23 protein-coding genes and 3 pseudogenes are annotated in these 26290 nt (G+C 70.5%); 11 read left to right on the top strand and 15 right to left on the bottom strand.

Translation table 11 applies throughout. The annotated features are described in order from the left end of the window. Positions 1 to 49 precede the first annotated feature (49 nt). The gene (locus ACFQ79_RS28805) at positions 50 to 448 is read left to right on the top strand and encodes an OB-fold nucleic acid binding domain-containing protein (RefSeq protein WP_073906407.1); all 399 of its coding nucleotides are present in this window, start codon (positions 50 to 52) and stop codon (positions 446 to 448) included. Positions 449 to 451: 3 nt separating this feature from the next. Then, entirely contained in the window at positions 452 to 1189 is a 738-nt protein-coding gene (locus ACFQ79_RS28800; RefSeq protein ID WP_383588953.1) for a DUF3159 domain-containing protein, read from the top strand. 156 nt (positions 1190 to 1345) lie between these two features. Here ACFQ79_RS28800 and ACFQ79_RS28795 read toward each other — a convergent pair whose 3' ends face one another. Beyond that, positions 1346 to 2023, bottom strand: a complete 678-nt coding sequence (locus ACFQ79_RS28795; protein ID WP_073906411.1) for a TrkA family potassium uptake protein — start codon at positions 2021 to 2023, stop codon at positions 1346 to 1348. Further along, complete coding sequence (locus ACFQ79_RS28790; protein WP_030321520.1) at positions 2023 to 2691, bottom strand: TrkA family potassium uptake protein; 669 nt, start codon at positions 2689 to 2691, stop codon at positions 2023 to 2025. The genes ACFQ79_RS28795 and ACFQ79_RS28790 overlap by 1 nt, the downstream gene beginning before the upstream one ends. A gap of 234 nt (positions 2692 to 2925) precedes the next feature. Here ACFQ79_RS28790 and ACFQ79_RS28785 point away from each other — a divergent pair, with 234 nt between their 5' ends. Next, complete coding sequence (locus ACFQ79_RS28785) at positions 2926 to 4977, top strand: APC family permease (protein WP_383588951.1); 2052 nt, start codon at positions 2926 to 2928, stop codon at positions 4975 to 4977. A 138-nt stretch (positions 4978 to 5115) separates the two neighbouring features. Then, a complete protein-coding gene (locus ACFQ79_RS28780; RefSeq protein ID WP_383588949.1) occupies positions 5116 to 6444 on the top strand; it encodes a class I SAM-dependent RNA methyltransferase in 1329 nt (442 codons plus the stop codon). A 127-nt stretch (positions 6445 to 6571) separates the two neighbouring features. Here the strand turns inward: ACFQ79_RS28780 and ACFQ79_RS28775 are convergent. After that, a pseudogene (locus ACFQ79_RS28775) lies at positions 6572 to 6718 on the bottom strand (IS5/IS1182 family transposase); the annotation flags it as partial. Here ACFQ79_RS28775 and ACFQ79_RS28770 point away from each other — a divergent pair. Further along, positions 6658 to 6933 carry a DUF6928 family protein gene (locus ACFQ79_RS28770; RefSeq protein ID WP_383588947.1) on the top strand — a complete coding sequence of 92 codons (276 nt, stop codon included), beginning with the start codon at positions 6658 to 6660 and terminating at the stop codon, positions 6931 to 6933. The pseudogene ACFQ79_RS28775 and the gene ACFQ79_RS28770 sit on opposite strands and share 61 nt — an antisense overlap. A gap of 42 nt (positions 6934 to 6975) precedes the next feature. Here the strand turns inward: ACFQ79_RS28770 and ACFQ79_RS28765 are convergent, their stop codons facing one another. Further along, positions 6976 to 7896: a hypothetical protein gene (locus tag ACFQ79_RS28765; protein WP_383588945.1), complete on the bottom strand. Its 921-nt coding sequence runs from the start codon at positions 7894 to 7896 to the stop codon at positions 6976 to 6978. A 325-nt stretch (positions 7897 to 8221) separates the two neighbouring features. Here ACFQ79_RS28765 and ACFQ79_RS28760 point away from each other — a divergent pair, with 325 nt between their 5' ends. Together ACFQ79_RS28760 and ACFQ79_RS28755 are read left to right on the top strand one after the other, a co-directional pair. Further along, positions 8222 to 8623, top strand: coding sequence for a restriction endonuclease fold toxin-2 domain-containing protein (locus ACFQ79_RS28760; protein ID WP_383588943.1), 402 nt, complete (start codon positions 8222 to 8224; stop codon positions 8621 to 8623). Positions 8624 to 8637: 14 nt separating this feature from the next. After that, the gene (locus ACFQ79_RS28755; protein ID WP_383588941.1) at positions 8638 to 9090 is read left to right on the top strand and encodes a hypothetical protein; all 453 of its coding nucleotides are present in this window, start codon (positions 8638 to 8640) and stop codon (positions 9088 to 9090) included. A gap of 440 nt (positions 9091 to 9530) precedes the next feature. On the opposite strand, the pseudogene ACFQ79_RS28750 reads toward ACFQ79_RS28755, so the two are convergent. The 3 genes and pseudogenes from ACFQ79_RS28750 to ACFQ79_RS28740 form a co-directional block, all read right to left on the bottom strand. Beyond that, positions 9531 to 9665 (bottom strand): annotated as a pseudogene (locus ACFQ79_RS28750) (SDR family oxidoreductase); the annotation flags it as partial. Between the two features lie 215 nt (positions 9666 to 9880). Next, a pseudogene (locus tag ACFQ79_RS28745) lies at positions 9881 to 10411 on the bottom strand (phosphotransferase family protein); the annotation flags it as partial. Between the two features lie 143 nt (positions 10412 to 10554). Then, complete coding sequence (locus ACFQ79_RS28740; RefSeq protein ID WP_383588939.1) at positions 10555 to 10719, bottom strand: hypothetical protein; 165 nt, start codon at positions 10717 to 10719, stop codon at positions 10555 to 10557. Positions 10720 to 10876: 157 nt separating this feature from the next. Here ACFQ79_RS28740 and ACFQ79_RS28735 point away from each other — a divergent pair, with 157 nt between their 5' ends. Beyond that, a complete protein-coding gene (locus ACFQ79_RS28735; RefSeq protein WP_383588938.1) occupies positions 10877 to 11797 on the top strand; it encodes a hypothetical protein in 921 nt (306 codons plus the stop codon). A gap of 297 nt (positions 11798 to 12094) precedes the next feature. Here the strand turns inward: ACFQ79_RS28735 and ACFQ79_RS28730 are convergent, their stop codons facing one another. After that, complete coding sequence (locus ACFQ79_RS28730) at positions 12095 to 12877, bottom strand: DUF4145 domain-containing protein (protein WP_383588936.1); 783 nt, start codon at positions 12875 to 12877, stop codon at positions 12095 to 12097. Between the two features lie 262 nt (positions 12878 to 13139). After that, complete coding sequence (locus ACFQ79_RS28725) at positions 13140 to 14462, bottom strand: hypothetical protein (RefSeq protein WP_383588934.1); 1323 nt, start codon at positions 14460 to 14462, stop codon at positions 13140 to 13142. Positions 14463 to 15389: 927 nt separating this feature from the next. Between ACFQ79_RS28725 and ACFQ79_RS28720 the strand changes: the two genes are divergently transcribed. Beyond that, positions 15390 to 15761: an ASCH domain-containing protein gene (locus tag ACFQ79_RS28720; RefSeq protein ID WP_383588932.1), complete on the top strand. Its 372-nt coding sequence runs from the start codon at positions 15390 to 15392 to the stop codon at positions 15759 to 15761. Between the two features lie 42 nt (positions 15762 to 15803). On the opposite strand, the gene ACFQ79_RS28715 is transcribed toward ACFQ79_RS28720, so the two are convergent. After that, positions 15804 to 16481: a GAP family protein gene (locus ACFQ79_RS28715; RefSeq protein ID WP_383588930.1), complete on the bottom strand. Its 678-nt coding sequence runs from the start codon at positions 16479 to 16481 to the stop codon at positions 15804 to 15806. Positions 16482 to 16630: 149 nt separating this feature from the next. On the opposite strand from ACFQ79_RS28715, the gene ACFQ79_RS28710 reads away from it, so the two are divergent. After that, positions 16631 to 17614 carry an NAD(P)/FAD-dependent oxidoreductase gene (locus ACFQ79_RS28710; RefSeq protein ID WP_383588929.1) on the top strand — a complete coding sequence of 328 codons (984 nt, stop codon included), beginning with the start codon at positions 16631 to 16633 and terminating at the stop codon, positions 17612 to 17614. 59 nt (positions 17615 to 17673) lie between these two features. Here ACFQ79_RS28710 and ACFQ79_RS28705 read toward each other — a convergent pair whose 3' ends face one another. The 5 genes from ACFQ79_RS28705 to ACFQ79_RS28685 all read right to left on the bottom strand — a co-directional run bounded on the left by ACFQ79_RS28705 (position 17674) and on the right by ACFQ79_RS28685 (position 25369). Further along, positions 17674 to 18276, bottom strand: a complete 603-nt coding sequence (locus ACFQ79_RS28705) for a helix-turn-helix domain-containing protein (RefSeq protein WP_383588927.1) — start codon at positions 18274 to 18276, stop codon at positions 17674 to 17676. Between the two features lie 210 nt (positions 18277 to 18486). After that, positions 18487 to 19647, bottom strand: coding sequence for an acyl-CoA dehydrogenase family protein (locus ACFQ79_RS28700; protein WP_383588926.1), 1161 nt, complete (start codon positions 19645 to 19647; stop codon positions 18487 to 18489). 3 nt (positions 19648 to 19650) lie between these two features. Next, positions 19651 to 20406: a thioesterase II family protein gene (locus ACFQ79_RS28695; protein ID WP_383588923.1), complete on the bottom strand. Its 756-nt coding sequence runs from the start codon at positions 20404 to 20406 to the stop codon at positions 19651 to 19653. After that, positions 20403 to 22043 carry a GMC family oxidoreductase gene (locus ACFQ79_RS28690; protein WP_383588921.1) on the bottom strand — a complete coding sequence of 547 codons (1641 nt, stop codon included), beginning with the start codon at positions 22041 to 22043 and terminating at the stop codon, positions 20403 to 20405. Before ACFQ79_RS28690 ends, ACFQ79_RS28695 begins: the two co-directional genes overlap by 4 nt. After that, on the bottom strand, positions 22040 to 25369 hold the full coding sequence (locus ACFQ79_RS28685) for an amino acid adenylation domain-containing protein (RefSeq protein WP_383588919.1): 3330 nt from the start codon (positions 25367 to 25369) through the stop codon (positions 22040 to 22042). Before ACFQ79_RS28685 ends, ACFQ79_RS28690 begins: the two co-directional genes overlap by 4 nt. Before the next feature lie 263 nt (positions 25370 to 25632). Here ACFQ79_RS28685 and ACFQ79_RS28680 point away from each other — a divergent pair, with 263 nt between their 5' ends. Further along, on the top strand, positions 25633 to 26226 hold the full coding sequence (locus ACFQ79_RS28680; RefSeq protein ID WP_383588917.1) for a flavoprotein: 594 nt from the start codon (positions 25633 to 25635) through the stop codon (positions 26224 to 26226). Positions 26227 to 26290 lie beyond the last annotated feature (64 nt).

Raw genomic sequence — 26290 nt, 5'->3', positions numbered from 1 at the left:
CCCTACTGGGGCAGGTCCCGGGGACGGCGGTGGCCGGTACGCTTTCTGTATGAGTGCTGCACCGCGTACAGAGAAGCCGGCCGGTAGGTTCCGCCGGATGCTCGACCGGCTCTCCTCCTCGCCGGAGGACCTGGAGTCGGAGGAGCTCCAGGAGGACGCCGAGGCGTCGGGGTGCACGCGTATCTGCGACTGCTCCGACCGCCAGATAGTCAAGGTGACTGGTACCTTGCGCACGGTCACGCTGCGTCCCCGGGCCGGTGTGCCCGCGCTGGAGGCCGAACTCTTCGACGGCACGGCACCGCTCGACGTCGTGTGGCTCGGCCGGCGCTCCATCGTGGGCATCGAGCCGGGCCGCAAGCTGATCGCCTCCGGCCGGATCTCCATGAGCCACGGCCGGCGGGTCCTCTTCAACCCCAAATACGAGCTCCGACCGCTCGGACAGGAGTAGCCGGTGACGTCCCTCGACAAGCCGACCACCAGCGACCAGGACGCCCAGGCATCGAAGGAGGTCACCGAGGCCGCGCTGTTCGAGGCCTTCGGCGGCCTGCGGGGCATGGTCGAGACGGTCGTGCCGGGCCTGCTGTTCGTCACGATCTTCACGATCAACAAGAACCTGCAGATCTCGGCGATCGCCGCTCTCGCGGTGTCCCTGGTCCTGGTCGCCGTCCGGCTCATCCGGCGGGACACCGTCAAGCACGCGTTCAGCGGCGTCTTCGGCGTCGCCTTCGGTGTCGTCTTCGCGATGATGACGGGCAACGCCAAGGACTTCTACCTGCCGGGCATGCTGTACACCCTGGGCCTCGCCCTCGCGTACATCGTCACCGCGATCGCCGGGGTCCCGCTGATCGGCCTGATCCTGGGCCCGGTCTTCAAGGAGAACCTCTCCTGGCGGACCCGTAACCCGGGCCGGAAGAAGGCGTACACGAAGGCGAGCTGGGCCTGGGGCCTGATCCTGCTCGGCAAGTGCGCGATCCTCTTCCCGATGTACTGGTGGGCCGACACGACCAAGTTCGGCTGGGTGCTCGTCGCGCTGAAGATCCCGCCGTTCCTGCTCGCGGTCTACCTCACCTGGGTGTTCCTCGCGAAGGCTCCGCCGCCGATCGACGTCTTCGCCGAGATGGAGGCCGAGGAGCTCGCCGAGAAGGAGCGCAAGGCGGCCGCCGCGGCGCAGACCCACCCGGAGGCCTGAGGCGGCACGAGGAAGGGCCCGGACCTGACGAACAGGTCCGGGCCCTTCCCCGTACAGCCGGTGCTCCAGCCCTCGTACGACCGGCGCTCCAGCCCTCGTACGACCGGCGCTCAGGCTCCGGCACAGCGCCTCAGGCCCTCGCGTACACCCGGTGCTTCAGGACTCCGTCGGCTCGCGGCGGACCTGCAGCAGGTCCTCCAGCTGCTCCTCGCGGGCCTGCGCGGCCACGAACAGCAGCTCGTCGCCGGCCTCCAGGGTCTCCTCGGGGCTCGGCGTGAGCACCCGCGAACCGCGGATGATCGTCACGAGCGAGGTGTCCTGCGGCCAGGCCACGTCCCCGACCGCGGTGCCGGCGACCGCCGACTCCGGCGGCAGCGTCAGCTCGACCAGGTTCGCGTCGCCGTGGCTGAAGCGCAGCAGCCGGACCAGGTCGCCGACGCTCACCGCCTCCTCCACCAGGGCCGACATGAGGCGCGGGGTCGAGACGGCCACGTCCACGCCCCAGGCCTCGTTGAACAGCCACTCGTTCTTCGGGTTGTTCACCCGGGCGACGACCCGCGGCACGCCGTACTCGGTCTTGGCGAGCAGCGAGACGACCAGGTTCACCTTGTCGTCGCCGGTCGCCGCGATCACCACGTTGCAGCGCTGGAGCGCCGCCTCGTCGAGCGAGGTGATCTCACAGGCGTCGGCGAGCAGCCACTCCGCCTGCGGCACCCGCTCCACCGAGATGGCGGTCGGCGCCTTGTCGATGAGCAGGACCTCGTGGCCGTTCTCCAGGAGCTCGCCCGCGATGGAACGGCCCACCGCACCCGCGCCCGCAATAGCGACACGCATCAGTGACCGCCCTCCTCGGGACCCTCGGCGAAGGCCTCCTCGACCTTCGCGATCTCGTCCGTACGCATCATCACGTGCACCAGATCACCTTCCTGGAGCACCGTCTGCGAGGTGGGCAGAATCGCTTCGCCCAGCCGGGTGAGGAAGGCGACGCGCACGCCGGTCTCCTCCTGGAGCCGGCTCACCTTGTGGCCGATCCAGGCCGGGGAGGTGTGCACCTCCGCGAGCTGCACGCCACCGCTCGGGTCCCGCCACAGCGGCTCCGCGCCCGAGGGCAGCAGCCGCCGCAGCATCTGGTCGGCGGTCCAGCGGACCGTCGCGACCGTCGGGATGCCGAGGCGCTGGTAGACCTCGGCGCGCCGCGGGTCGTAGATCCGCGCCGCCACGTTCTCGATGCCGAACATCTCGCGGGCGACCCGCGCCGCGATGATGTTCGAGTTGTCGCCGCTGCTCACCGCGGCGAAGGCCCCCGCGTCCTCGATGCCGGCCTCACGCAGCGTGTCCTGGTCGAAGCCCACGCCCGTGACGCGCCGACCGCCGAAACCCGACCCCAGACGACGGAAGGCCGTCGGGTCCTGGTCCACGACCGCGACGGTGTGCCCCTGCTGCTCCAGGGTCTGCGCGAGAGCGGCTCCCACTCGCCCGCAGCCCATGATGACGATGTGCACGTCCCCTTACCCCGCACTCCTGATCGTCTTACTGACCTGCGAAAACACCCTGCTCACAACTTTCCTCACCCGATGCGCCCGGGTCGCGGCGGGCAACACCCTGCCGGGTCACCCGGTCCGAGCTTAAGCGGCAACGCTGGCCGGGACCGCATCCGAGGTGGTACTCAGGGAGATTCGGTGCCGATCGGGGGTGCCGGTGCGCGTGGCTGTTTTCGAACGCTTACGATCCTCTCCGTGTCCAAACTGACCGACCTTCCCAAACGGATCCTGATCGGGCGGGCCCTGCGCAGCGACAAGCTCGGAGAGACTCTGCTCTCCAAGCGGATCGCGCTCCCCGTCTTCGCCTCCGACCCGCTGTCCTCGGTGGCGTACGCACCGGGCGAGGTGCTGCTCGTTCTGTCCGTGGCCGGTCTGTCGGCCTACCACTTCAGCCCGTGGATCGCGCTCGCCGTGGTCGTCCTGATGTTCACGGTCGTCGCCTCGTACCGGCAGAACGTCCACGCGTACCCGAGCGGCGGCGGCGACTACGAGGTCGCCAACACCAACCTCGGGCCGAAGGCCGGACTGACCGTCGCGAGCGCCCTGCTCGTCGACTACGTCCTGACCGTCGCCGTGTCGATCTCCTCGGGCATCGAGAACCTCGGCTCGGCGATCCCCTTCGTCGTCGAGCACAAGGTGGCCTGCGCGGTCGGCGTGATCGTGCTGCTCACCGTGATGAACCTGCGCGGAGTGAAGGAGTCGGGCTCGCTCTTCGCGATCCCGACGTACGTCTTCGTCGCCGGCGTCTTCATCATGATCGCCTGGGGCGCGTACAAGGGGATCGTCCTCGACGAGACCATGAAGGCGCCCACCGCCGACTTCGAGATCAAGCCGGAGCACCAGGGCCTGGCCGGCTTCGCGCTCGTCTTCCTGCTGCTGCGCGCGTTCTCCTCCGGCTGTGCCGCGCTCACCGGTGTCGAGGCCATCTCCAACGGCGTCCCCGCCTTCCGCAAGCCCAAGTCGAAGAACGCCGCGACCACGCTCGCCCTCATGGGCGGCCTGGCCGTCACCATGTTCTGCGGCATCATCTTCCTGGCCATGGCCACCGACGTCCGGATGGCCGAGAAGCCCGCAGAGGACCTCCTGGTCAACGGCGTCCCGGTCGGCGCGAGCTACGTCCAGGACCCGGTGATCTCCCAGGTCGCGGCCGCCGTCTTCGGCGACGGAACGTTCTTCTTCGTGCTCCTCGCCGCGGCCACCGCGCTCGTCCTCTTCCTCGCCGCCAACACCGCGTACAACGGCTTCCCGCTCCTCGGCTCGATCCTCGCCCAAGACCGCTACCTGCCGCGCCAGCTGCACACCCGCGGCGACCGCCTCACCTTCTCCAACGGCATCGTGCTCCTCGCCGGCGCCGCCGCCCTCCTCGTCTGGGTCTACGGAGCCGACTCGACCCGGCTGATCCAGCTGTACATCGTCGGTGTCTTCGTCTCCTTCACCCTCAGCCAGATCGGCATGGTCCGGCACTGGAACCGGCACCTGGCGACGGAGCGGGACCCCGCCAAGCGCCGCCACATGATCCGCTCCCGCGCGATCAACGCCTTCGGCGCCTTCTTCACCGGCCTCGTCCTCGTCGTCGTCCTGGCCACCAAGTTCACCCACGGCGCCTGGGTCGCCCTGCTCGGCATGGTGATCTTCTACGGGACGATGTCCGCGATCCGCCGGCACTACGACTCGGTCGCGGCCGAGATCGCCGCCGCCGAGGAACGCCCCGACGAGTACGTGCGCCCCTCCCGGGTCCGCTCCATCGTCCTCGTCTCCAAGCTCCACAAGCCCACCCTCCGCGCCCTGGCCTACGCCAAGCTCATGCACGCGAACGAGCTCGAGGCGCTGACCGTCAACGTCGACCCGGTCGAGACGAAGGCGCTCAGGGAGGAGTGGGAGCGGCGCGGCATCAACGTCCCGCTCAAGATCCTCGACTCGCCGTACCGCGAGATCACCCGCCCGGTGATCGAGTACGTCAAGGGCATCCGCCGCGAGAGCCCCCGCGACGCCGTCTCCGTCTACATCCCGGAGTACGTCGTCGGCCACTGGTACGAGCACCTGCTCCACAACCAGTCCGCGCTCCGCCTCAAGGGCAGGCTGCTCTTCACCCCCGGCGTCATGGTGACCTCCGTCCCGTACCAGCTCCAGTCCTCCGAGGCCGCGAAGAAGCGGGCCAGGAAGCGCCAGGAGTGGAACGCGCCCGGCTCGGTCCGCCGCGGCCCGGTGGAGAAGGGCCACAAGGAACCGGCGGCGAAGAACCACTAGGGCCGCCGGGCCCCGCCCGGCGGCCCGGGCCCGCCGGGAAGCACAGGCTGCAGAGAACATCTCAAAAAGAACAACTAGACTGGTGGGCTGCCGTCCAAACGGCAGCCCACCATCGCGTCCCCTTGGAGCTTCCCCGCCATGCAGAACACCCCTGTTTCGTCGTTGGTCGGGGAAGAGTACGAGGTCGAGGTCGGTCCGGTCGCGCACGGCGGCCACTGCATCGCCCGCACCGAGGCGGGCCGCGTCCTCTTCGTCCGCCACGCGCTGCCCGGCGAGCGGGTCGTCGCCCGGGTCACCGAGGGCGAGGAGACCTCCCGCTTCCTGCGCGCGGACGCGGTCACGATCCTCGACCCCTCCAAGGACCGCGTCGAGGCCCCCTGCCCCTTCGCGGGCCCGGGCAAGTGCGGCGGCTGCGACTGGCAGCACGCCAAGCCCGGCGCCCAGCGCCGCCTCAAGGGCGAGGTCATCGCCGAGCAGCTCCTGCGGCTCGCCGGCCTGACCCCCGAGGAGGCCGGCTGGGACGGCACGGTCATGCCGGCCGAGGGCGACAAGCTGCCGCAGGGCGAGGTCCCGCAGTGGCGGACCCGCGTCCAGTACGCGATCGACGCGGACGGCAACGCCGGCCTGCGCAAGCACCGCTCGCACGAGGTCGAGGTCATCGACCACTGCATGATCGCGGCGCCGGGCGTCTCGGAACTGGGCGTCGAGAAGCAGGACTGGCCGAACATGGCCTCGGTCGAGGCCATCGCCGCCTCCGGCTCGAACGACCGCCAGGTCATCCTCACCCCGAAGCCCGGCGGCCGCCTCCCCCTGGTCGAGCTGGACAAGCCGGTCTCCGTCCTCCGCGTCGACGAGAAGGACGGCGGAGTCCACCGCGTCCACGGCCGCGCCTTCGTCCGCGAGCGCGCCGACGACCGCACCTACCGCGTCGGCAACGGCGGCTTCTGGCAGGTCCACCCGAAGGCCGCGCAGACCCTCATGCTCGCCGTCATGCAGGGCCTCACCCCCCGCAAGGGCGAGACGGCCCTCGACCTCTACTGCGGCGTCGGCCTCTTCGCGGGCGCCATCGCCGACCGCGTCGGCGACCAGGGCGCGGTCCTCGGCATCGAGTCCGGCAAGCGCGCCGTCGAGGACGCCCGCCACAACCTGGCCGCCTTCCCGCGCGTCCGCATCGAACAGGGCAAGGTCGAGTCGGTCCTCCCGCGCACGGGCATCACGGAGGTCGACCTCATCGTCCTGGACCCCCCGCGCGCCGGCGCCGGCAAGCAGACGGTCCACCACCTGGCAGGCCTCGGCGCCCGCCGCATCGCCTACGTGGCCTGTGACCCGGCAGCCCTGGCCCGAGACCTGGCGTACTTCGCGGACCGCGGCTACAAGGTCCGGACGCTGCGTGCGTTCGACCTGTTCCCGATGACGCACCACGTGGAGTGCGTGGCGATCCTGGAGCCGGTGAAGAAGGACGCCTGAGCTGGGGTTGTGCGGGTGCGCGGTAGGTGCCGTGTGGGCGCTACGGGCGATATCTTGACGCTGAGATGACGCTCGTTCTGATGGAGGGTCAGGTCCTTTCGGGGCTACAGGCAAGCAGGGGCTAGGGCCGGAGGCGGTGTCCGATCTGGTCAGAGGGCTGCGGGATGACGGCCTGGATGCCCCGGAGACGAAGATGTCGGCGGACTGCCCGGGATGAGTAGTCCGGTTTGCAAGGACGGTGGCATCGGCGACCCGCTCCCCTTCGAGACGCCCTACTGGACGGGTGACCGTCCAGTGGAGTTCGACCCGGAGTGGGACGAGGAGCCGTACGCGCTGCCCTTCCACCCTCTGGAACTGGGCAACGAAGCCCTGCGCGCCTTCTTCGGCTTCCTTCTGGAAGGCCGACCCGCCCTCGACGACGTCGACCCGGATGCGGTGCCACTGCTCGGTTTCCGCCTGTTCGCCGACAGCAATGAGCCGAGCAGCTGACACCGTCCAGACGATGGCATCCGCCTGAGATAGGTTGACGATTCACGTCTGCAAGGGGGTGCGACGGTGGCCGGTCTTGCTCCGGACGTCAGGTTCATTGCGGAGGGAATGATCCGCGGGTCCATGGGGCTTCTCGACACGATGCGGGGAGCGCGTGACACGGCCATCGCCGTCGGCCACGAACTGGCGCGCCAACACGGGATGGCAGGGGACGACGAAGCCGGGCGAGCCTTTGCCAAGGTGTATGTCTCGGCAGCCGCCGCGACGCTCGACAAGATGGGCTTCAGCTCGTACGTCCTTGGCGAGACGAGCAAAGGGCTGATGCGCAACGCCCGCGAGTTCATGGCCGAGGAGAGCCGGCAGGTCTCGGCCTTCCTTGGGCGACAGGCCGACCTCACGGCGGGAATGGGCGACCCCGGTGCCGACTGCACCGAGAACTACCTCGGGCTGGGCCAGGAGCTCCCCGAGGTGGTGGGGGAGACCGCCTGGTACGAGCAGTACGCCCCCAGCGGCGGCAGTGACCGCTTCCGTGGCTCGCCGGAGAAGGTCCGGGACGTCGCCGGCTCCTGGCGTCACGCCGGGGTGCTCATGCAACGCTTCCTGGAGGACGCGCAGGCGTACGCCCTCACCGCGAGCAAGGCACACTCCGGCGAGGCCGCCGACGCCTTCCAGACGTACGTCAAGCACAGCGTCGGTCTCACCTGCCCGCCGGCGAAGGCGGAGGAAGGCGAGCCGCTGGTGACGAACCTCGTCGCCGCCTGCGCGCAGATAGCCAAGGCGTGTGACCGGTACGCCGAGCACGTGGAGGCTGCCAAGGGAAAGATCGCCGAGCGCAAGTTGGATCTCTTCGCGGTCGACATGCCCTGGGACCAGCCGATGTTCGGGGGCAACGGATACGACGGCGGTCTGCTCGATGGCGTGCTCGGGGACTCCTGGATCCGGGACCTCGGCTCCGTCGGCCACGCACTGGACTCGTCCGCCGCGCGCATCAAGCTCCCTGCCGCCGATCCGCCGACGGCGCCCGCCGTCCCCGGAGTCCCGTTCCTGCCACCTCTTATCCCCGCGCCCATGCCCGTACCCATCCCGATTGTCCTCGCGACGCATACCGGGCAGGCCCCGGCGCTGGCTCCGATGATCAATCCTGTCGATCCGGGCATCTCCTTCGCCGACCCGATTCCTCCGGTCCCGGGGACGACCCGTCTGCTCACCGCGGCAGAGCAGCAGCAGTTCCGCGCGTGGACGCACACCCTCCGACCCGGCGGCCCCGGACAACGCCTACCAGCTCCGCGTGGCCGGCTACCCCGAGCGGGAAGTGCCGTTGCTCGGGAGCAAGCGCGGGCTCATGGTGGACGGCATACGCCCCCTCGACGGCCACCTCGTCGAAGCGAAGCACGTACGCGACCCGGACTGCACGAAGAAGAGCTTCCGCACACTGGACCGGGTCGAGGAGACACTGGCGAAGCCGGTCAAGATCAACAACCAGGGGAAGATCTCATGGGACCCGGTCGTCGACTCCATGTACGCGGGTGACGAGAAGGAACTCGTGCGCTACAAGCAGGCCATGGCCAACCCCGCGAACAACGAGATCAGGGGCTTGGAGATCGTGACGAACGGCAGGGACAACGCCGTCTACTGGCAGTCCATGATGGCGATGACGGGCACGCCCGGCTCGACGCGGTACGTCCCCTGAGAACAAGGAAGACCATGGCCACGGAACGAAACATCCGGGCGAACTTCGCCTTCTATCCCCCCGAGGGGAACGGCGGAGCCTGGCACGCCACGCTGGACTCCCTGGAGCGGGCGCTGCGAGAGGCGTTCCCCGACCCCACCATCGGGCACCGGCGGTCCGGCGTCCATGAGATGACGGTGCTGGACTTCGAGATCGAGCTGGCGCCGGACGTGTGGCTGGACGGTACCGCGGCCATCACCGAGCCCGACTACGCCTACATCACCCTCACCGACGTGACGGCGGACGAAGCCGGCGCCTTCGCCGTCTGGCTGCGCGACTCCTTCGCCCCCGCGCCCAACCTCGTGCGCTTCGCCAGCAGCCTCGCCATGGCGAACGGCGAGGACGCCCCCTTGCCGCTGCCAGTCGAAGGGGGCCGCGAAGACATCGGCGACCTGCTGCGCCGGCACCTCGACGCGTTCGACTACTGACCGGCGACCGCCAAGCGGCTGCCGCCTGTGTGACGTTGCTTCCCGTCGCTCTGATCGGCCGACGGAACGTAGGACCGCAGTTGGAGGTCGGTGAGGCTTTCGCCGTCTTCGCAGCGTAGGGACGGGTTGGCGAGGCGCCGGGCTCGCCAGGCGCGGTAGGCCGACGGGTAGGTCTCGGCGGTGCGGCCGAGGACGATGCTGGGCGCGAGCCATTCGGCGAGGAGGCCGGAGGTGGCGACGATGGGCAGGCCCGTGAGGTGGGAGACGAGGGGGGCTGGCGGGCACGGGGGATGGGGCTGGTGACGATCGCGGTGATGCCCTCGGGGAGGGGCAGGGAGCGGCCGTACCTGGTTGCGGCCGTCCTGTGTGAGGGTGGCCTCGTGCGGGGCATGGTAGCCAGGGCGGTGGCCTTCGTAGGCGCCGTGGCGCATAGCCAGATGTCAGCCGAGGATCCACCCTCCGTCGACACGCAAGGTCTGGCCGGTGATGAAGCCGGCGTCGTCGGTGGCAAGGAACGAGACGGCCGCGGAAACGTCTTCCGGGCGGCCCCGGCGCTGGATGCACTGGCGGGCGAGCACCTCCTCGGCCACGAGAGCTTCCAGACCACACAACGCTACGCACACCTGCAACCGGACGCGCACAAGGCGGTCCTCGGTGCCTGGGAGCGCCTGGACACTCCCTTGATCGTTGCCGCATGAACGACTTCCCGCCCTGTTCCATGTGGCCAGGGCGGAGGTGTTTGCCTGCTTATAGCGGCGGTGACAGCGATGGGCCTGCGACAGACCGTGGTTTACGAGGGAAGGAGTGGATACAGCTCTCGCCCCAGGCGAGCCCGACCGCGTTGCCGTACGACCGGATCGGTGCTGAGGGCTGCGTCGGAGAGCTGATGAATGCGCCAGTACATCTGGACTCTGCGGACGGCGTTCGGAGTGGGCTGGTGGGCGACCTGAAGCGCTTCGGCGGGGTCGGTCAGGTCGAGACGGACGGTGAGGCGGGCGAGGTCGGACAGCGGGTCGCCGAAGGCTGCGAGTTCCCAGTCCAGCAGCAGCGACCCGCCGGCCGCGGGCCTGACGAGGTGGCCCGGCTGTAGGTCGTGGTGGAGCAGTCTGGGCTCGATGTCCAGGTCTGTGGTGTCGAGTTGGCGGCGTAGGGCTGCCGCGGCGGGCGCGAGGTCGGGTGCGGCAGTCGTGTACGTGTCGAGCCGGCCGCGAAGGTAGCAGTGCCAGGTGCGGTACTGCCGGGCTCCGGCCAGCCGACCGGTACGGGGACCTGTGATGCGGTGGACGGTGGCGAGGGGGCCGGCCAGCTCAAGCAGCCGATCGCCGCCCTCGCCAACGGGCTCGAAGTCCTGGTGAACCCTCGGTGCCTGACCTCGCCTCCAAGATCACCGCCAGAGTCAAGCTAGGGGGCCGCTGAGATGCCGCGCCCGGCAGACTCGGACGCGGCATCTCCCTGGTCTTCAGGTCAGCACGAGAAGACGGACATGTGGACCAGGTGGAGCAGCTCGCGGACCAGCCCGCCGGCCAACGTGGCGGAAGCGGCGTAGAACGCCGCCTGCCCAAGGTCCTGGACAAGACGGTGGCGGGCGCGTCGGCGCTTCGGGGCGGGACGGTGCGTACGGTGGGACATGACGGTCTCCGTTCAGGGGATGAGTCGGCTGCCCCCGCACCGGGTGTTCCTGCCAGGGATACGGTGCGGGGCGCAGTTTCTGCTGGCCCTAAGCCTTATGGCTGACGTGGGTTGAACGCAGCTTCCGGGGCTCGAATCTCGATGTAAGTTCGGCGCCATGAACGGGAATCAGGCCACCACGTGGGTTGAGGGGACCTCGGCCGATCTGGTTGCTGACGGGCTCGCGCTGGGCGTGAAAGCCAGTCCCAGGATGGTGACCTCCTGGGTCGAGGACGGCATGCTCGCCAACCCCGAGCCGCGCAAGACCAGCACGCACGGCAGCGATCCGCGAGTCTTCCCGCCCGAGCAACGCGAGTTGTTCACCAGACTTCTCGAAGCTCGAGAGCGTTCCCCGTTGGGGCGCATCCCGCAACGCTCCCTGATCCGCGTCGTGCTGTACCTGTGGCTGATCGACGACACGATCGTGCCCACCCCGCAGGCGCGCCGAGCCTTGCGTACCCACGCGCGCGCCACCGGTCAGACGACCGCCGTTCGGCGCAGGGAGAACGTCCGCGCCATCGTCGAGCAGCTCGCCCACCCCTCGGCCACTCCCAAGCAACGGCGCGCTGCTCAGCTCGTCCTCGAGGAAGGCGAGCGGACCGGCCGGATCGACATAGACAGGCTAACCGCGGTCCTCACGGAGTTGCACTCGCCCTGGCCCGTCCAGCCAGGCACGCCGCGGATCGAACGAGCCCTTCCCGGACCCTTCGGGCCGGTCTCCGTCCAGCACCACATTGCGATGTGGAAGGCCCAGGAGCAGACAATCCGCCGCCTCCGGCACGAGGAGATCGACGAAACCGAGCTCGACCGAGTGCGCGCCATCTACAGACCGATGTGGGCCGACTATCAGGCCCGTCGGCCCGCCATGGCGACCATCGGCGCCAGAGAGTTCGCGCCGTACTTCGCAGAGCCCGACACCATGGAGGGCCGCGCGATCGAGGCGGTCAATGCCTTCGTGGGAACGCTCGCCGGCGAACTCGGGCTGATCGAAGCAGCCTCCCATGCCGCAGAGACTGCACGCCTCAAACTGGCGCGCTGACGATCCCGAGGCCTGCCCGCCGCCTTCACACCCGAGTCTCGCGATGCTGTCGGGTGCAGTGAGAGCGCGAGCCAGATGGCACCCGGGGTGAACCGTGCCGCAGCGCTCCACCGAGCGACAGAGGGGTGGTGGGGCGCGCGACGTGCGGTAGGCCGCGGGCCGCGCCCGGCAGCGGCCGGGCGGTCCTCCAGGGCCGGGTCGGTCGCTGAAGGTGAACGCGCGAGCCGCAAGGGGCCCGCACCCGGGACGCCGAGCGCGGACGCGCTCGGCGTCCGCACTGGCCCGCGCTCACGGTCGCTATGAGCTGCTGGGTCGTCCGCGCCGTGAAGTTACGTCGGCTGCCCTCTTCTTGATGTCATCGTGGTTGGTGTCGTAGATCTGGGACAGGGCATGGTCCAGGAACTCGACTCCCTCCAGGACGTCAGGGATGCGGAGAACGCCCTCGTGGCTTCCTACGTTCCCGATCCACTTCACGGCCAGGAGCATGCCAGCGGCTTCCGCGTGCTGAGGCAGCGCTGTTTTGAACGTAGAGATTCGTTCGTCGAGGCTGATTCGGGAGGGCTTTCCTCTGCGGTCGGGCTTGTAGCGGATGATTCCGTGCTCGTCCATGAGGGCCTCGACCGCCGACCGGATCCGGTTCGCAGCAGAGTTGGGATCGAGCCAAAGGATCTTTGCCGCGATATCCACCCGTTTGCCGACCTCCTTGGGGCAGAGGCGGCGGCTCTGGATCAGCGGCAGCGCGGGAAAGAACATGGTGGGGGTCAAGTGAGCCTCGTATTGCTCCCCCTCCCAGTCGCCTGTGTATCGGACCCTGCTGTCCCCGACGACGCGCACACGGTCACAGGCTCCGTTCGGGCAGGTGAGGATGCAGAGGAAGTCGCCCTGAATCCAATCGGGGTCCCACCCCTCGTGGCTGCGGAGGGACCTACTGGTGACCGTCTCTTCATCCACGAAGGAGTCGGCGACCGGGAGCAGGACGCCTCGCACACACGTGGGACACGGGATGTGGGGCCACTCCTCAAGCTTCTCGGAGAAGCCCTTCGAGATTTCCAGTAGATCCTTGATCAAGACGTTTGCCATGGCGTCTCATCCTGCCAGCGGCAACGCACCCATGGGCGAGGTTTTCCGAGGACGTAGAAGGGCGGCTCTAGCGCACTCCCAACCCCAGGTTGCGTAGACCGGACAGGCCTGCGGGTCCCCGATTAGGGTACCCGCCAGCGAACTTCAGCAAAGGCGGAGCGGCGGACACGGCGTACGGCATTGCCGGCAGCTCTCATCCGATGCCCGGCTCTGTGCGGCGGTGGCCACCCTCAGCCGGGGCGTCGATCGGGCAGCATCCCGGTTACCCAGCGGCCGGGTACGCGGTCAGGTCATCTTCCGGGGACAGGGCGAGTCCGGTGTACCCGTTGACGAGGAAGGGGGCGATGCCTGGGCGGGTGGGCAGGTCCGCTCCGGTCCGTGAGTCCAGAGCGAGGGGGCCGTTGTCCGTCTTGCCGTAGACCCGTCCGTTCCAGACGGCTGTTACCCGCGGAGCGATGCGGTTGGCAGTCTGGTCTGGCAGCTGCCACAGCAGAGAGGTGGTGCGGTCGTTGAAGGCCCAGACCTTGTATAGGTTTCCCTGGTTCCAGGAGCAGACAACAGTGTTCTGCCCATCATGGTCACAGCGGGAGCCGGCGATGTCCTCCGGGGCCTCGTGCTTCACCGTGCCGGTCGCGGGATCGAGGAACTGCTGGATATGTACGCGGTAGTCGTCCTTGTTCTGTGCCTGGACGAGGAGGAGGTACGGTCCGGCGGGCTTCACGTCGAGGTTGAGACGGTCCTCTCCGCGCCAGCGCTCGGTGCCAGTGAGCAGGTCGTAACCGCGTGCGGATTCGTAGGTCCCGTCGGATGTTTCCAGCTCGCCTGCCACGTTGTTCCCGGTTACGGCAGTCGCCTCGAACCGGTCCTTGGTCCACAGGACACGGCGTGCGGTGAGGTCGATGCCGTAGGTGGTAGCAGCGGAGAACAGTGAGGACGCACCCGTGCTGACCGTCACGATGGCGACCTTCTCCGAGGCTCCGACGACCGAGACGGTGCGCGGGCTGCCGTCCTTTGTCCAGGACGGCAGGGTCAGGGGCAGTCTCCAGTCGACCTTGTCGCTGGACGGGTTGGTGGCAGTGAACTCGATGAAGTTGGTGGCGGCCTGGGTTCCGACTCCGGGCCGCCGTACGAAGAACGGCGCGAGGACCAGCGGATCGGCTCCTGGGGTGACGACCGGAGGAGCGGCGTGGTTGCGGTCGTCCCGGCTGAGCACACTCAGCGCATCAGCCGTGGGAGTGATGGTGGCTGTGAGCGAACCGGTGGTCGTGTTGAAGGCCAGCAGACGGTCGAGGGTCGCCACGTAGGCCTTGTCCTTGTGGAGCGCCACCGGGATCTTGCTGTCACCCAGCCAGGTTCCGCCGACGCTCAGCAGCCCGGATGAAGCTTCCCAGGGCATGAGGACGCCAGCCTGGGTGTCGAACTTCGCCGGGGGATCGTAGACGGCGCGGGCCGGTAACGTCTGCTTGCCGGTCGGGGCTGGAGGGGCGGAATCGACGTGCTCGGGCTGCTGGGTGCAGCCAACAGCGAAGACCATCGCGAGGGCGGCGATCAAGGCTGAACTGCTGGACTTGCGGACTGAATTCACGAGGCGATGCACCTTTCTCAGTAGTCAAACGATCACCCTAGGGCAGCGGTTGCGAGAGCCGCACGGCCGTCCCGGATCGGCGCGGTCGGCAAGGCTCATTCCGGCAGCCGCCCGGCGACGGCGACCTTGCGCGGCGCGGGGGTTCGCAGCCTGAGCATCGCCCGCGAGGCGGCCGCCGCCTACGGGCCGTTGCCACAGCGAGATTTGCAGAGATCACTCAGCCGCCAGTCCGCCCGCGTAGCGTGCCCGCGGCCGTTCGTCTACGACCAGCACATGTTCAAGGCGGACAGCTCCTCGCCTGCTGAAGCGACAGCTTCCCGGCCTTGACTCGCTGCTGGCTGATCCAGGCCCCGGGCCGCACGGTTTCGCCGTCGGCCTGCTCCCTGTGGCTGCGGGGCACGTCTTTTTGAGGTGGCCCTCGCGTGCGTGGTATTGGGCAGCCGCCCTCAAGGTGGTGGGCCCCCATCTCTTCGCAGGTCCGCTTCACCCTGCCGGAGGACCGCGTGATTCCGAGCGTGGTGGCCGCTCGCCTGGCCGAACGAGCATGCCGCCGACGAACGACTGCTCGGGATACTCGGTGGGGCGAACGCGAACGTTGTCTGATGCGGCACTAGCAGAAGCGCGGGCCCGGCTCTCTTTGACGCTCGGGCGACTTCGCCGATAGCCGGTGAGGCAGGAATGGGCCCTCTGGCCTGCGCTTTCTCCGGTCCCCGCTCTCCGCGACATCCTTCCGATGACGCACCACGTGGAGTGCGTGGCGATCCTGGAGCCGGTGAAGAAGGACGCCTGAGCCCGGGATTCCGGAAGGCGGGCGGCTGTTCGTTCGGCCTAGGGTGCTCGGTGTCGGGTGTGTTCGAGTGAGGGGTGGGGGCGATGTGGCCGCGGGTCGGCGGGTTGCGGGCCTTGGAGTTGGGGGCTCCGGGGGCCGTGCGGGACGAGTTGAACGGGCTCGTCCTGGCGGGGGCCAAGCGTGCCACGACCGGGCTCCTCGGCGAGTACGCCGAGGAGGACGAGCGTCTTGAGCACGTCGGTGAGCGGCTTGCGTTGCTGGACAACCAGGGGGTTGCCGTTGCCGTCCTGGAGATCACGGGTGTCGAGGTGACGGCCTTCAGTGACGTGACGTGGGAGCACGCGGCCGCCGAAGGTGAGGGTGATGCCGATCTCGACGCGTGGCGTGCCGTCCACCGGCGCTTCTGGAGCGGTGCGGGAACCCCGGTCGAGAACGACACCCTCGTCGTCTGTCTGGCCTTCACGGTCACGGGCGGCCCGGCTGTGGTGGCGGAGTCGGTGTCGGCCTGACCTCGCCCATCCGGGTGGCCGATTCGGAGGCGCCTGGGGCCGTCAGCGCCCCAGGCCCGCGAGTCCGTCGCCCAGGATGCTCGCGCCCAGCAGGATGAGGACGACGACCGTGATCACGGTGCTGTTGGCGACCATGAATCGGCGCACCCCGTCCAGGAACGACCTGGCGGTCTCCCCGCCGGCGAGATGGGCGACGACCGCGCCGATGACGGTGCAGGAGCCGAGGATCACGTAGACCGTCACGGCGATGGCGAAGTCCGCGCCGTGCACGTCGGTTTCCACGATCTCCGTGACGGCCGAGGCCGTCAGCACGAAGTTCTTCGGGTTGGCGCCGGACAGCAGGGCGCCCAGGGTCAGGGAACGGCCGGCCGTCGCCTCGCCGAGCGAGGCCGTCCAGCCCGGTTCGTCGACCGGGTCACCGGCTCGCGGCCGTCGGGACCACGTGCGGATCCCCAGCACGACGAGGGCTGCCCCGGCCGCCACCCGCAGCCAGTCGGCGACCGCCGACGACGTGCTCTCCGGGTCGTCGGCGCCCCCGAACACCACCGCCACCAGTACGGCGACGACCGTGAGCCCGGAGACCCAGCCGGCCGCGAACAGCGGACCGTTGCGGCGGCCGTGCCGTCCGGCGAGGAGCAGCACCACGCCCACCACGGGGAACGGGCTGAGTCCCACCGCGAGCGCCGCCGGCAGCACGGCTCCGATTGCCTCGATCAGCAACTGCTGCCCCTTTCCGCACCGGTGCCTCAGTCAGTGACACTGTCGGCCAACGAGCGGCGGGCCGCGAAGCGACGGCCGTGTCCCGGAAACGGCAACAAAGATTGTTCTGGATTCGGGTGGGCCGCACCCTGGCGGCGGAGGTGATCGCCATGACCGGCGCCCACAAGGAGAACAGTGTCCGAACCTCGTACGACGTGATCGTCATAGGCGGCGGGGCGGGTGGGCTCAATGCCGCGCTCGTGCTCGCGCGGGCGCGGCGCAGTGTCGCCGTCGTCGACGCCGGGGAGCCCCGTAACGCTCCCTCGGCCCATATGCACAGCTTCCTCTCCCGTGACGGAGTGTCGCCGCTGACCGTGCTCGAGACCGGGCGGGCCGAGATCGCGCGCTACGGGGCCGTGCGGGTCGAGGGGCGGGTCGACCAGGTCGAGGCGCGGGACGAGGGGGGCTTCGTCGTGCGGCTCGACGGGGGTGCCTCGCTCGACGCGCGGCACGTCGTGCTCGCCACCGGGCTGCGCGACCAGCTGCCCGAGATCCCCGGAGTGCGGGCGCTGTGGGGCGGCGACGTGCACTTCTGCCCCTACTGCCACGGCTACGAGGTGCGCGACCAGCGGATCGTCGTGCTCGGGGTCCATCCGGCCTCCGCCGGGCAGGCGCTGTTGCTGCGGCAGTGGTCGCACGACGTCGTGTACGTCTCCCACGACCGGCCGCTCAGTGACGACGAGCGCGAGCTCATGGACGCCCGCGGGGTCCAGGTGGTCGAGGAATCCGTGACCACCCTGCTCAGCAAGGACGGGCGGCTGCACGCCGTCGAGCTCTCCGACGGGCGCACCGTCGACTGCGCCGGTGTCTTCCTCTTCCCGAAGATGAGTCCGAACGACTCCGCCTTCGACGGGCTCGGCTGTGAGCGCGACGAGCAGGGCTGGCTGGTCACCGACCGCGCCGGGCGCACCAGTCGGCCCGGTCTCTGGGCCGTCGGCAACGTCGTGGACTCCCGCGCCCAGGCCGTCACCGCGGCCGGCATGGGAGCCGCGGCCGCGTTCGCGCTCAACCACGACCTGGTGGACGAGGAGATCCAGCGGGATCTTCGTACCCATCGGGCCTCCGAGGCCGACGGGGCCGTTCCCGCCGTCTGATCCTTCGGCCTTCCGGCGTTCGTCCCCGCGCCGCCTCCCCCTCCTCGCCCGTCTCCGGCTCAGTCGCCGGAGGCGGGCGTTCGGCCTGTCGGCCTGGCGCGGATGTGCATGCGTTCGCCCTGGCGTCCGAAGAGACTGAGGACTTCGACCGAGCCGTGCCCCGTGCTGCCGAACCAGTGCGGCAGCCGGGTGTCGAACTCGGCCACCTCGCCCGGGTCCAGGACGATGTCGTGGTCGGCCAGGACGAGCCGGAGCCGTCCGGAGAGCACGTACAGCCACTCGTATCCCTCGTGGGTGCACAGCTCCGGGGTGTCCCGGCTGGCCGGGAGGACCATCTTGTAGCTCTGCAGCGGGCCCGGCTGCCGGGTCAGCGGCAGCACCGTGTTGCCGTTCACGGCGTGCGGCTTGAGCCGGACCCTGGGGTCGCCCACGTCGGGGGCGCCGACCAGTTCGTCGATCGGGACCTGGTGGGCCTGGGCGATGGGCAGCAGCAGTTCCAGGCTGGGGCGGCGCTGGCCGGCCTCCAGGCGGGACAGGGTGCTCTTGGAGATTCCGGTGACCTCGGACAGGGCGGCGAGGGTGACACCGCGGGCGGTACGCAACCGCTTCAGTCGGGGACCGACGGCGGACAGGGCCTGGGCGATGGACGAGGGCTGCTCCACGCCGTCATTACATGCACTTGTTCCGGAATTTGCAAAGAGAGGTGCTGTTTTCGGACGGCTGCCGGTCCCGGCGATCGCATGGGTACGCCCCGGACGGCTGCCGGTCCCGGCCACCGCATGGGTACGCCCCGTCCGTCGCGCGCCGGGGGGTGGGGCGCGCGGCGGACGGGGCGGTCTTGCGGGTGGAGACCTCGCGTCAGCGGGCCCGCGTCAGAGGCCCAGTGAGCGGCCGATCAGTTCCTTCATCACCTCCGTCGTCCCGCCGTAGATGGTCTGCACCCGGCTGTTGGCCCACTCGCGGGAGATCGCGCTCTCCTTGAGGTAGCCGAAACCGCCGTGGATCTGGAGGCACCGGTTGGCGATGTCCACCTGGAGCTCGGTCGTCCACCACTTCACCTTCGCGGCGTCCGTCACCGACAGGCGGCCCGCATCGAGTTCGGTGACGCAGTGGTCGAGGAAGACCTGGGCGATCGTCAGTTCCGTGTCCATCGTCGCGAGTTGGAAGCGGTTGTGCTGGAACGTGCCGATGGGCTGTCCGAAGGCCTCGCGGGTCTTCGCGTACTCCAGCGTGTCGGCGAGCATCCGTTCCGCCGCTCCCACCGCCACGGTCGCGATGCTGAGCCGCTCCCGGGGCAGTCCGGCCATCATGTAGGCGAGGCCGGCGTTCTCCTTGCCGATCAGGTTCTCGGCCGGTACCCGGCAGTCGTCGAAGAACAGCTCGCAGGTGTCGCTGGCGTGCCAGCCGAGCTTCTCCATGCGCCGGCCGCGGGTCAGGCCGGGCGTGCCGCGCTCCACCACCAGCAGGCTGATGCCCTGGGCGCCGCGGTCGGGGGCGGTCTTCGCCGCGACCACGACGACGTCGGCGTTCTCGCCATTGGTGATGAAGGTCTTCTGCCCGTTGAGGACGTACGCGTCCCCGTCCCGTACCGCGGTCGTACGGATGTCGGCGACGTTGGAGCCGGCGTCCGGCTCGCTCATCGCGATGGCCGCGATCAGCTCCCCCGCGCACAGTCCGGGCAGCCAGCGTTTGCGCTGGTCCTCGGTGGTCCGCTCGGCGAGGTACGTGGCGATGACGTCGTTGTGCGCCACGAAGCCGGGCGCGGTGGCCCGGGCCCACATGATCTCCCGCTGGAACACGGCCGGATAGCGGTAGTCCGGCTCGCCGCCTCCGCCGTACGCCGGGTCGACGCCGATGCCGAGGAGTCCGGCCCGGCCCGCCGCCCGCCACACCGATCGGTCGACGATGCCCTCCCGCTCCCAGCGTGCGTGGTGCGGGACGACCTCGCGGTTCAGGAACTCCCGGCAGGTGTCCCGGAACTGCTCGTGCTCGGGCCCGTATCGCGACCGGGGGCCGCCGGTGCTCCGCGCCATGGCTCAGCCCTTCCCGGTGTCGGTGTCGTCGCCGATGATCGCCAGCGTCTCCTCGGGGTGCTGGACCGCTGCGAAGTGGCCGCCCTCGATCTCCACCCGGCGGACCGGGGCGGAGCTGTGCGCCGACCACGGCCACACCCGCTCCGGCGGGGCGTGCACGTCCTCCCGCGCGGCGATCAGGGTGAGCGGGAAGTCCACCCGCAGGCCTGCCGCCTCCCGGGCGAACTCCGCCCGTACGCAGTCGTCCTCGCGGAGCATCCGCAGGAGGATCCGGCTCATCGTCGGTTCGGCGAGCACCGCGGGCGGAGTTCCGCCGTCGGCCGCCGTGCGGGCGAGGAGCTCGTCGTCGGGGACGGCGGCGAGCAGCGCCCCCGGCCGCTGGAGCGCCGGCGGCACCGCGCCCGAGAGCACCGATCGCACCGGCGCCAGGCCGGTCTGGCGGGCGACGTGCTCGGCCACCGCGAGGCTCATCGTGGCGCCGAAGCTGTGCCCGAACGTCGCCCAGCGCAGCCCGGGGGACCGTTCGCGCCCGGAGAGCAGATCGGCCACCACCTGCTCGGCCATGGCCCGTACCAGACCGTGGTAGTTGACCGCCTTGCGTTCCTGGCGGCGTGCGCCGCGGCCGGGCGCGTCCACGCCCCGGATCCGCAGCTGTGGCTCGCCGAGGGTCTGCCAGCCGCGGTAGACCTGTGAGGTCGCCCCGGCGTGCGGGAAACAGTAGAGCCGCACCGGAGGGCTCGTGACAGGGTGCACGGTCATTCCTTCATGCTCCGGGCCAGCTTCTCGGCCAGCATCAGGGTGGTCAGATTGGTGGGGGCGCTGGGGATGACGGGGAAGAGCGAGGCGTCGGCGATCCGCAGGTTCGCGGTGCCGTGGACCCGGCCCTCCTGGTCGGCGACGGCGTACGGGTCGGAGTCCGGGCCCATCCGGCACGAACCGGCCGCGTGCCAGCCGGGGTTCATGATGTGCCGGACCCCGCTGCGCAGCACGCCGTCGTTGGCGACCATCCGGTCGCTCCAGAACTGGGTGCGCGTCAGGCGGGCGGACAGGCCCGGGGAGCGCAGGAAGCCCCATGCCCTGCGGACGCCGTGGCAGAGGCGCTCGACGTCCTCGGGATCGGTCCCGAGGCCGAGTTCGATGACGGGGGAGGCGAGCGGGTCGGCGCTGTCGAGGAAGACCCGGCCGCGGGAACGGGGGCGCAGCAGCATCACGGACATGCCGACGACCAGGGGCCAGCCGAGCCGGTCGACGAAGCCGGGGATGGTGTGGCTCTCCACGTTGTTGAGGAGGCCCAGCTGGACGTCGACGTCGTCGTCGAAGCCGCTGCTCATCCGGGCCGCCACCTGGCGCCAGGGCAGACCCGGCGTACACACGCCGTCGGCCGGCCGGGACCAGATGACGACGGACGGGTGATCCACCAGGTCGCGGCCCACGCCGGGGAGGTCGGCGACCGGGTCGATGCCGAGGGCACCGAGCAGGGCCGCGTCGCCGACGCCGGAGCGCTGGAGGATCACGGGGGTGCCGACGGCCCCGGCGGCGAGGATCACGTGCCGGGCCCGGACGGTGTCGAGCCGCCCGTCCCGTTCGGTCTCCACGCCGACGGCACGGCTCCGGTCCTTCGGGTCGAACAGCACCCGGGTGACCCGTACGCCGGGACGGACGTGGAGCCGGGGCCGGTCGCGGGCGCCGGAGAGGAAGGCGGTGGCGGCGTCGATGCGCTCGCCGTCGACCGTGTTGCCGGGGATCGGGCCGATTCCGGCCTCCTCACCGGAGTTGAGGTCGGGGAGGTCGGCGACGCCCTGGCGGTTGCACTCCTCCCAGAAGGCGGCGTCCAGGGGGTGGACCCGTTCGCGCGGGGTCCGGCGGATCGGGAGCGGGCCGCCGTCGCCGTGCGGTGGGCGGTCGGGGTAGTCGATGTCGTTCTCGATGGCCCGGTAGAAGGGCAGTACCTTCTCCCAGGACCAGTCGGGGTTGCCCTGCGCCGCCCAGGCCGCGAAGTCACGGGGCAGCCCGCGCAGGGCGATGGCCCCGTTGACGGCGGAGCCGCCGCCGACGACCTTGCCGAGCTGGTAGGGGAAGCGTTCCCAGAGGGCGCGGGCCGGGGTCCCGGTGCCGTCACCGCCCTTGAGCAGGTCCTCCAGGCGGCCGCTGCTGCGGAGGTTGGCCCGGTAGTCCCAGTTGAACCCGGCGAGCACGAGCCGGCCGGCGTCGGCGAGCGGGTGGGCGCGGTCGCGGGGGACCGGCTGGTCGGGTCCGGCCTCCAGGAGCAGCACGGTGCCGGAGTCGCGGGCGGCGAGCCGTGCGGCGACGAGCGCGCCGGCGGAGCCGCCGCCGACGACGACGTGGTCCCATTCGGCCACGGCCGAGTCCTGGGTCGCGCTGGGCATCGTGGTCATGCCGCGGACTCCTCGGACCTCTCGAAACCGCCTGAGCCGTCGGACTCGTCCGGGCGCTCCGACTCCCCTGCCGGGGCGATCAGTTCGGCGAAGGAGGAGATCGACGCGTTCATGAAGAGGCCCTCGACCATCTCCTGTTCCATGTCCGCCTCGATGCCGAACTCCGCGCGCAGCACGGTGAGCAGGCCGACCGCGTGCAGCGAGTCGCCGCCGATGTCGAAGAAGCCCTCCTCGACGCCGAAGTCGCCGTGGCCGAGCTGCTGGGACCAGAGGGCGAAGAGCCGCTCCTCGACCCGGCTGCGCGGCGCGACCCGGGTGCCGGCGGATTCCGCGTCGTCGTTCCACGGCGTGGGCAGCGCCTTGTGGTCGATCTTCCCGTTGGTGGTCAGCGGCAGGGTCTCCAGGGTGAGGAAGCGGCTGGGCACCATGTAGCCGGGCAGTGCGGCGGCGAGGGCCTCGCGCAGCTCGGCCGGGTCGGGCACCGCGCCCGCCTCGGGCACCACGTACGCCGCGATCTGCCGCTGCCCGGTACGGGCGTGGGCGGGTGCGGTGACCAGGGCGGTGCGCACCTCGGGCCGGCGCAGCAGCGCGGCCTCGATCTCGCCGAGCTCGACGCGATAGCCGTTGATCTTCACCTGGAAGTCCTCGCGGCCGAGGATCTCGATGTCGCCGCCGGGCAGATAGCGGCCGAGGTCGCCGGTCCGGTAGATCCGCTCCCCGGTGACCGGGTGGACCGGGAAGCGTTCGGCGGTGCGCCCGGGGTCGCCGAGGTAGCCCTGGGCCACGCCGACGCCACCGATGTGGATCTCGCCGGTGACCCCGACGGGGGACGGCTCCTGCCACTGGTTGAGGACGTGCATGGTCTGGTTGGCGAGCGGCTTGCCGTACGGGATGCTCGACCACTCCGGCCGGACGTTCTCGACGGGGTGGTGGATCGACCAGATGGAGCCCTCCGTGGCACCGCCGAGGCTGATCACCCGCATCGCGGGGAGCTTCTCGCGGATCCGGGCCGGCAGGTCGACGGGGATCCAGTCGCCGCTGAGCAGGGCGAGGCGGAGCCGGCAGCCGCGCGGCACCGCGCCGTCGCCGAGGGCGTCGATCCACATCCGCATGGGCGCGGGCACGCTGTTCCAGATGGTCACCCCGTAGCGCCCGACGAGCTGGGACCAGTGGGCGAGGTCGTTGCCGCGCGCGGGGTCGGGGACGACGACGGTGCCACCGGCGCCGAGCACGCCGAAGAGGTCGTACACGGACAGGTCGAAGCCCGCCGGGGCGAGCGCCATGGTGCGGTCGTCCGGGCCCACGCCGAAGCGGCGGTTGATGTCCTGGACGGTGTTGGCGGCGCTGCGATGGGTGATCATCACGCCCTTGGGCTCACCGGTGGAGCCCGAGGTGAAGATGACGTACGCGAGGTCGTCGGGTCCCTGGCGGCGCCCGGGCGACCACTCCGGGCAGGCCAGGGTCTCCTCGTCCTCGGGGGTCAGTACGGTCACGCCCTCCGGCCAGGGCAGCGAGTCGCGCAGTTCGGGGTCGGTCACCACGGCCCGCACCGAGCAGCGGGCGAGCAGCTTCAGGCGCCGCTCCTCGGGCAGTTCGGGGTCGATGGCCACGTACGCGGCGCCGGTGTGCAGGACGCCGAGCAGCGCGGCGTACTGGGCGGCGCCGGGCCGCATCGACACGGCGACGATCTCGTTCGGTGCCGCGCCGGGGGTGCGGAGCAGCCGGTGGGCGATCCGGTGGGCGGACCCGGTCAGCTGCCGGTACGTGGTCTCCGTGCCGGGTGTGATCACCGCGGGCGCGTCGGGGTCGCGCAGGGCCGCCTCGGCAACCAGCTCGTGCAGGAGCGCGGCCGGGATGTCCTGGGCGGTGGCGTTGGCCAGGGCGCGCTCCTCGGCCTCCCGGGCCGGGAGCGGCACGATGCCGCGGGTGGCGTCCCAGAGCGCCGGCTCGTCGACGAGGCGGTCGAGGAGCGTCGTGTACGCCGCGAACATGGCCTCCAGGGTGCCGGCGGGGAACAGGCCCTCCACGGCGTTCCAGTTGACCGAGAGCAGGCCGTCGAGCTCCAGGATCTGGTTCTCCAGCCACACCTGCGGCGTACGGCTGTGGTCGTGGACCAGGGGGCCGAAGGACTCCAGCCGGCCGGCGCCGGGCGCGCCGCTCCCGGCGCCGAGGGTGCTGGAGAAGACCACGGGCAGCGACGCCCGGCCGTCGTCGCGGCGGCGGGCCAGGTCGCGCAGCACTCGGATGCCGCCGTGCGGGTGCGCCAGGTCCTCCAGGAGGCGCTGCTCCAGGTCGCGGGCCCGCTGGACGAAGCTCTCCTCGGGCCGGCCGCCGACGGCGAGCAGGCTCGGGTCGAGGAAGTTCCCGATGACGTCCTCGACCCGCGGGTGCAGGCCGAGCCGGTGGAACTGCGTGACGGTGAGGGTGAACTCCTGCCGCCGCGACCAGGTGCGGAGGACCTCCGCGTAGGCGGCGAGCAGCACGCCGGAAGCGGTCAGGCCGTGCCGCTCGGCCGCCGCCCGCAGCGCCGCCCAGCGTTCGGGGGAGAGCCGCGCCCGGTGCCGTACGAAGCGGGGGGTGCCCAGCTGCTCCGGCGCGGCGGCCAGGGGCAGTTCGGGCGCGCCCGGCAGGCTGTCCAGGCGGTCCGCCCAGTAGGCGGCGGACTCCCGGCCCAGGGCGTCCCCGCGCAGCTCCTCCCGCGCGAGGACGTAGTCGCGGAAGGTGACCTCCGACGGCTCGGGCCGCCACGCCGGGTCGTCGTGACATCGGCGCCACTCGTCCATCAGCCGGTACAGCCCGCGCATGTCGAGGAACAGCAGGTCCACGGCGACATGGAGGCGCAGCCGGTCCTCGTCGAGCAGCGTGGCCCGGACGTCGAGGAGTGACGTCCGGTCCAACGGCATGACCTGCGCGGTCAGTTCGGCGCGTACGCGTTCCAGCTCCGCCGTCCGCTCGGACTCGGGCCGGCCGCGCAGGTCCGTGACACGGATGGCGTTCGGTTCCGCCTCGGCCGCGGGGACGACCCGCTGGGTCTGGTCGGTCCCGGCCACCGTGCGCAGGGCCTCGTGGCGGGCGATCACGGTGCGCAGGGCCTCGGTGAGCCGCTCGGGGTCGAGGGCGGGACAGTCGAACTCCAGGTAGTACTGGCTGGAGATGCCGCCCAGTTCGAGCCCCTTGTGGCGGCCGATCAGATACGCCTGCTGGATGTCGGTCAGCGGGAAGGGTTCGTGCCGGTGCTCCGGCCGCGGCTTGAGCTCGAGGAGCCGGTCCTCGTCGAGGCGGGGGTGTCCGGCACCGCCGCGCAGCCTTGCGAAGAGATCCTCCATCGTCGTCCGTCCCTTTTCCTCGGATGCCCTGCCGGGCTTTCGGATGCCGTGCCGGGTCTTCGGCCGCCCTGCCGGGCTTTCGAATTCCCTTGCGAGAAGCGACGTTAGGCAGGGGGGTAAACGGTCTCAATACGGTGGGACCGTAGGGACGACCGAAGGATTTCGGGGCCGCTGGACCGCTGCTGGACCGGCCCTGGACCCGCTCTGGACTGTCCTGTCGAGCCCCTTGACCTGCGGCGGGACGGCGGCGACATCATCGGCCCATGGGAATTCGAAACTCCCCGGAACCGACCGGGAAACGCATACTCATCGGTGCCACCGGATCCATCGCGGTCACCAGACTTCCGGCGTACGTCGAGGCGATGCGCCGACAGATCGAGGGCAGCACGTTCACCGTTCTGATGACGCACACCGCGACCTCGTTCCTTTCCCCGGAGAGCGTCGCGCTCTTCGCCGAAAGGGTGGTGAGCGGGGAATCCCCTGCGGACTGGCCGACCGACAAGCCCTCCCGGCTCGCGGCCGACCACGACATCCTCGCGGTGCTGCCGGCCACCGCCCACACCCTGGCCTCGGCCGCCGCCGGCGCCGCACCGAACCGGCTGCTCACGGTCGCGCTGTCGGTGGACTACCCGGTGGTCCACTTCCCGGTGATGGGCGCCAGGATGTGGCACAAGGCGGCCGTGCAGCGGAACATCGCGCGGATCCGCGAGGACGGCGGCCTCGTCAACGAGCCGGAGTGGCACGACGGGTTCGACCCGACCACGGGCACGGTCAGCCGGCATCCGGCCCTGCCCGCGCCGGAGACCGTGGCCACGGTGATCGAGGACCTCCTGGCCAAGCAGCGGCCTTCGTCCTGATCCTGTCCGCCGATACGCGCAGCAGGGCCCCGCCGGATCCGGCGGGGCCCTGCTGCGCGTATCG

Origin of the sequence: Streptomyces sp. NPDC056480 (assembly GCF_042795405.1) — a bacterium.
In the GTDB taxonomy this organism is placed as follows: Bacteria; Actinomycetota; Actinomycetes; order Streptomycetales; family Streptomycetaceae; genus Streptomyces.
This window is presented reverse-complemented; position numbering and strand designations above follow the sequence as displayed.

Excerpts from the sequence above, each read along its gene's own strand:
- ACFQ79_RS28795 (WP_073906411.1), bottom strand. The coding sequence starts at position 2,023 with ATGCGTGTCGCTATTGCGGGCGCGGGTGCGGTGGGCCGTTCCATCGCG.
- ACFQ79_RS28680 (WP_383588917.1), top strand. The coding sequence starts at position 25,633 with ATGGGAATTCGAAACTCCCCGGAACCGACCGGGAAACGCATACTCATC.
- ACFQ79_RS28735 (WP_383588938.1), top strand. The coding sequence starts at position 10,877 with ATGAACGGGAATCAGGCCACCACGTGGGTTGAGGGGACCTCGGCCGAT.
- ACFQ79_RS28780 (WP_383588949.1), top strand. The coding sequence starts at position 5,116 with ATGCAGAACACCCCTGTTTCGTCGTTGGTCGGGGAAGAGTACGAGGTC.
- ACFQ79_RS28755 (WP_383588941.1), top strand. The coding sequence starts at position 8,638 with ATGGCCACGGAACGAAACATCCGGGCGAACTTCGCCTTCTATCCCCCC.
- ACFQ79_RS28690 (WP_383588921.1), bottom strand. The coding sequence starts at position 22,043 with ATGACCACGATGCCCAGCGCGACCCAGGACTCGGCCGTGGCCGAATGG.
- ACFQ79_RS28730 (WP_383588936.1), bottom strand. The coding sequence starts at position 12,877 with ATGGCAAACGTCTTGATCAAGGATCTACTGGAAATCTCGAAGGGCTTC.
- ACFQ79_RS28740 (WP_383588939.1), bottom strand. The coding sequence starts at position 10,719 with ATGTCCCACCGTACGCACCGTCCCGCCCCGAAGCGCCGACGCGCCCGC.
- ACFQ79_RS28695 (WP_383588923.1), bottom strand. The coding sequence starts at position 20,406 with ATGACCGTGCACCCTGTCACGAGCCCTCCGGTGCGGCTCTACTGTTTC.
- ACFQ79_RS28805 (WP_073906407.1), top strand. The coding sequence starts at position 50 with ATGAGTGCTGCACCGCGTACAGAGAAGCCGGCCGGTAGGTTCCGCCGG.
- ACFQ79_RS28685 (WP_383588919.1), bottom strand. The coding sequence starts at position 25,369 with ATGGAGGATCTCTTCGCAAGGCTGCGCGGCGGTGCCGGACACCCCCGC.
- ACFQ79_RS28710 (WP_383588929.1), top strand. The coding sequence starts at position 16,631 with ATGACCGGCGCCCACAAGGAGAACAGTGTCCGAACCTCGTACGACGTG.
- ACFQ79_RS28770 (WP_383588947.1), top strand. The coding sequence starts at position 6,658 with ATGAGTAGTCCGGTTTGCAAGGACGGTGGCATCGGCGACCCGCTCCCC.
- ACFQ79_RS28700 (WP_383588926.1), bottom strand. The coding sequence starts at position 19,647 with ATGGCGCGGAGCACCGGCGGCCCCCGGTCGCGATACGGGCCCGAGCAC.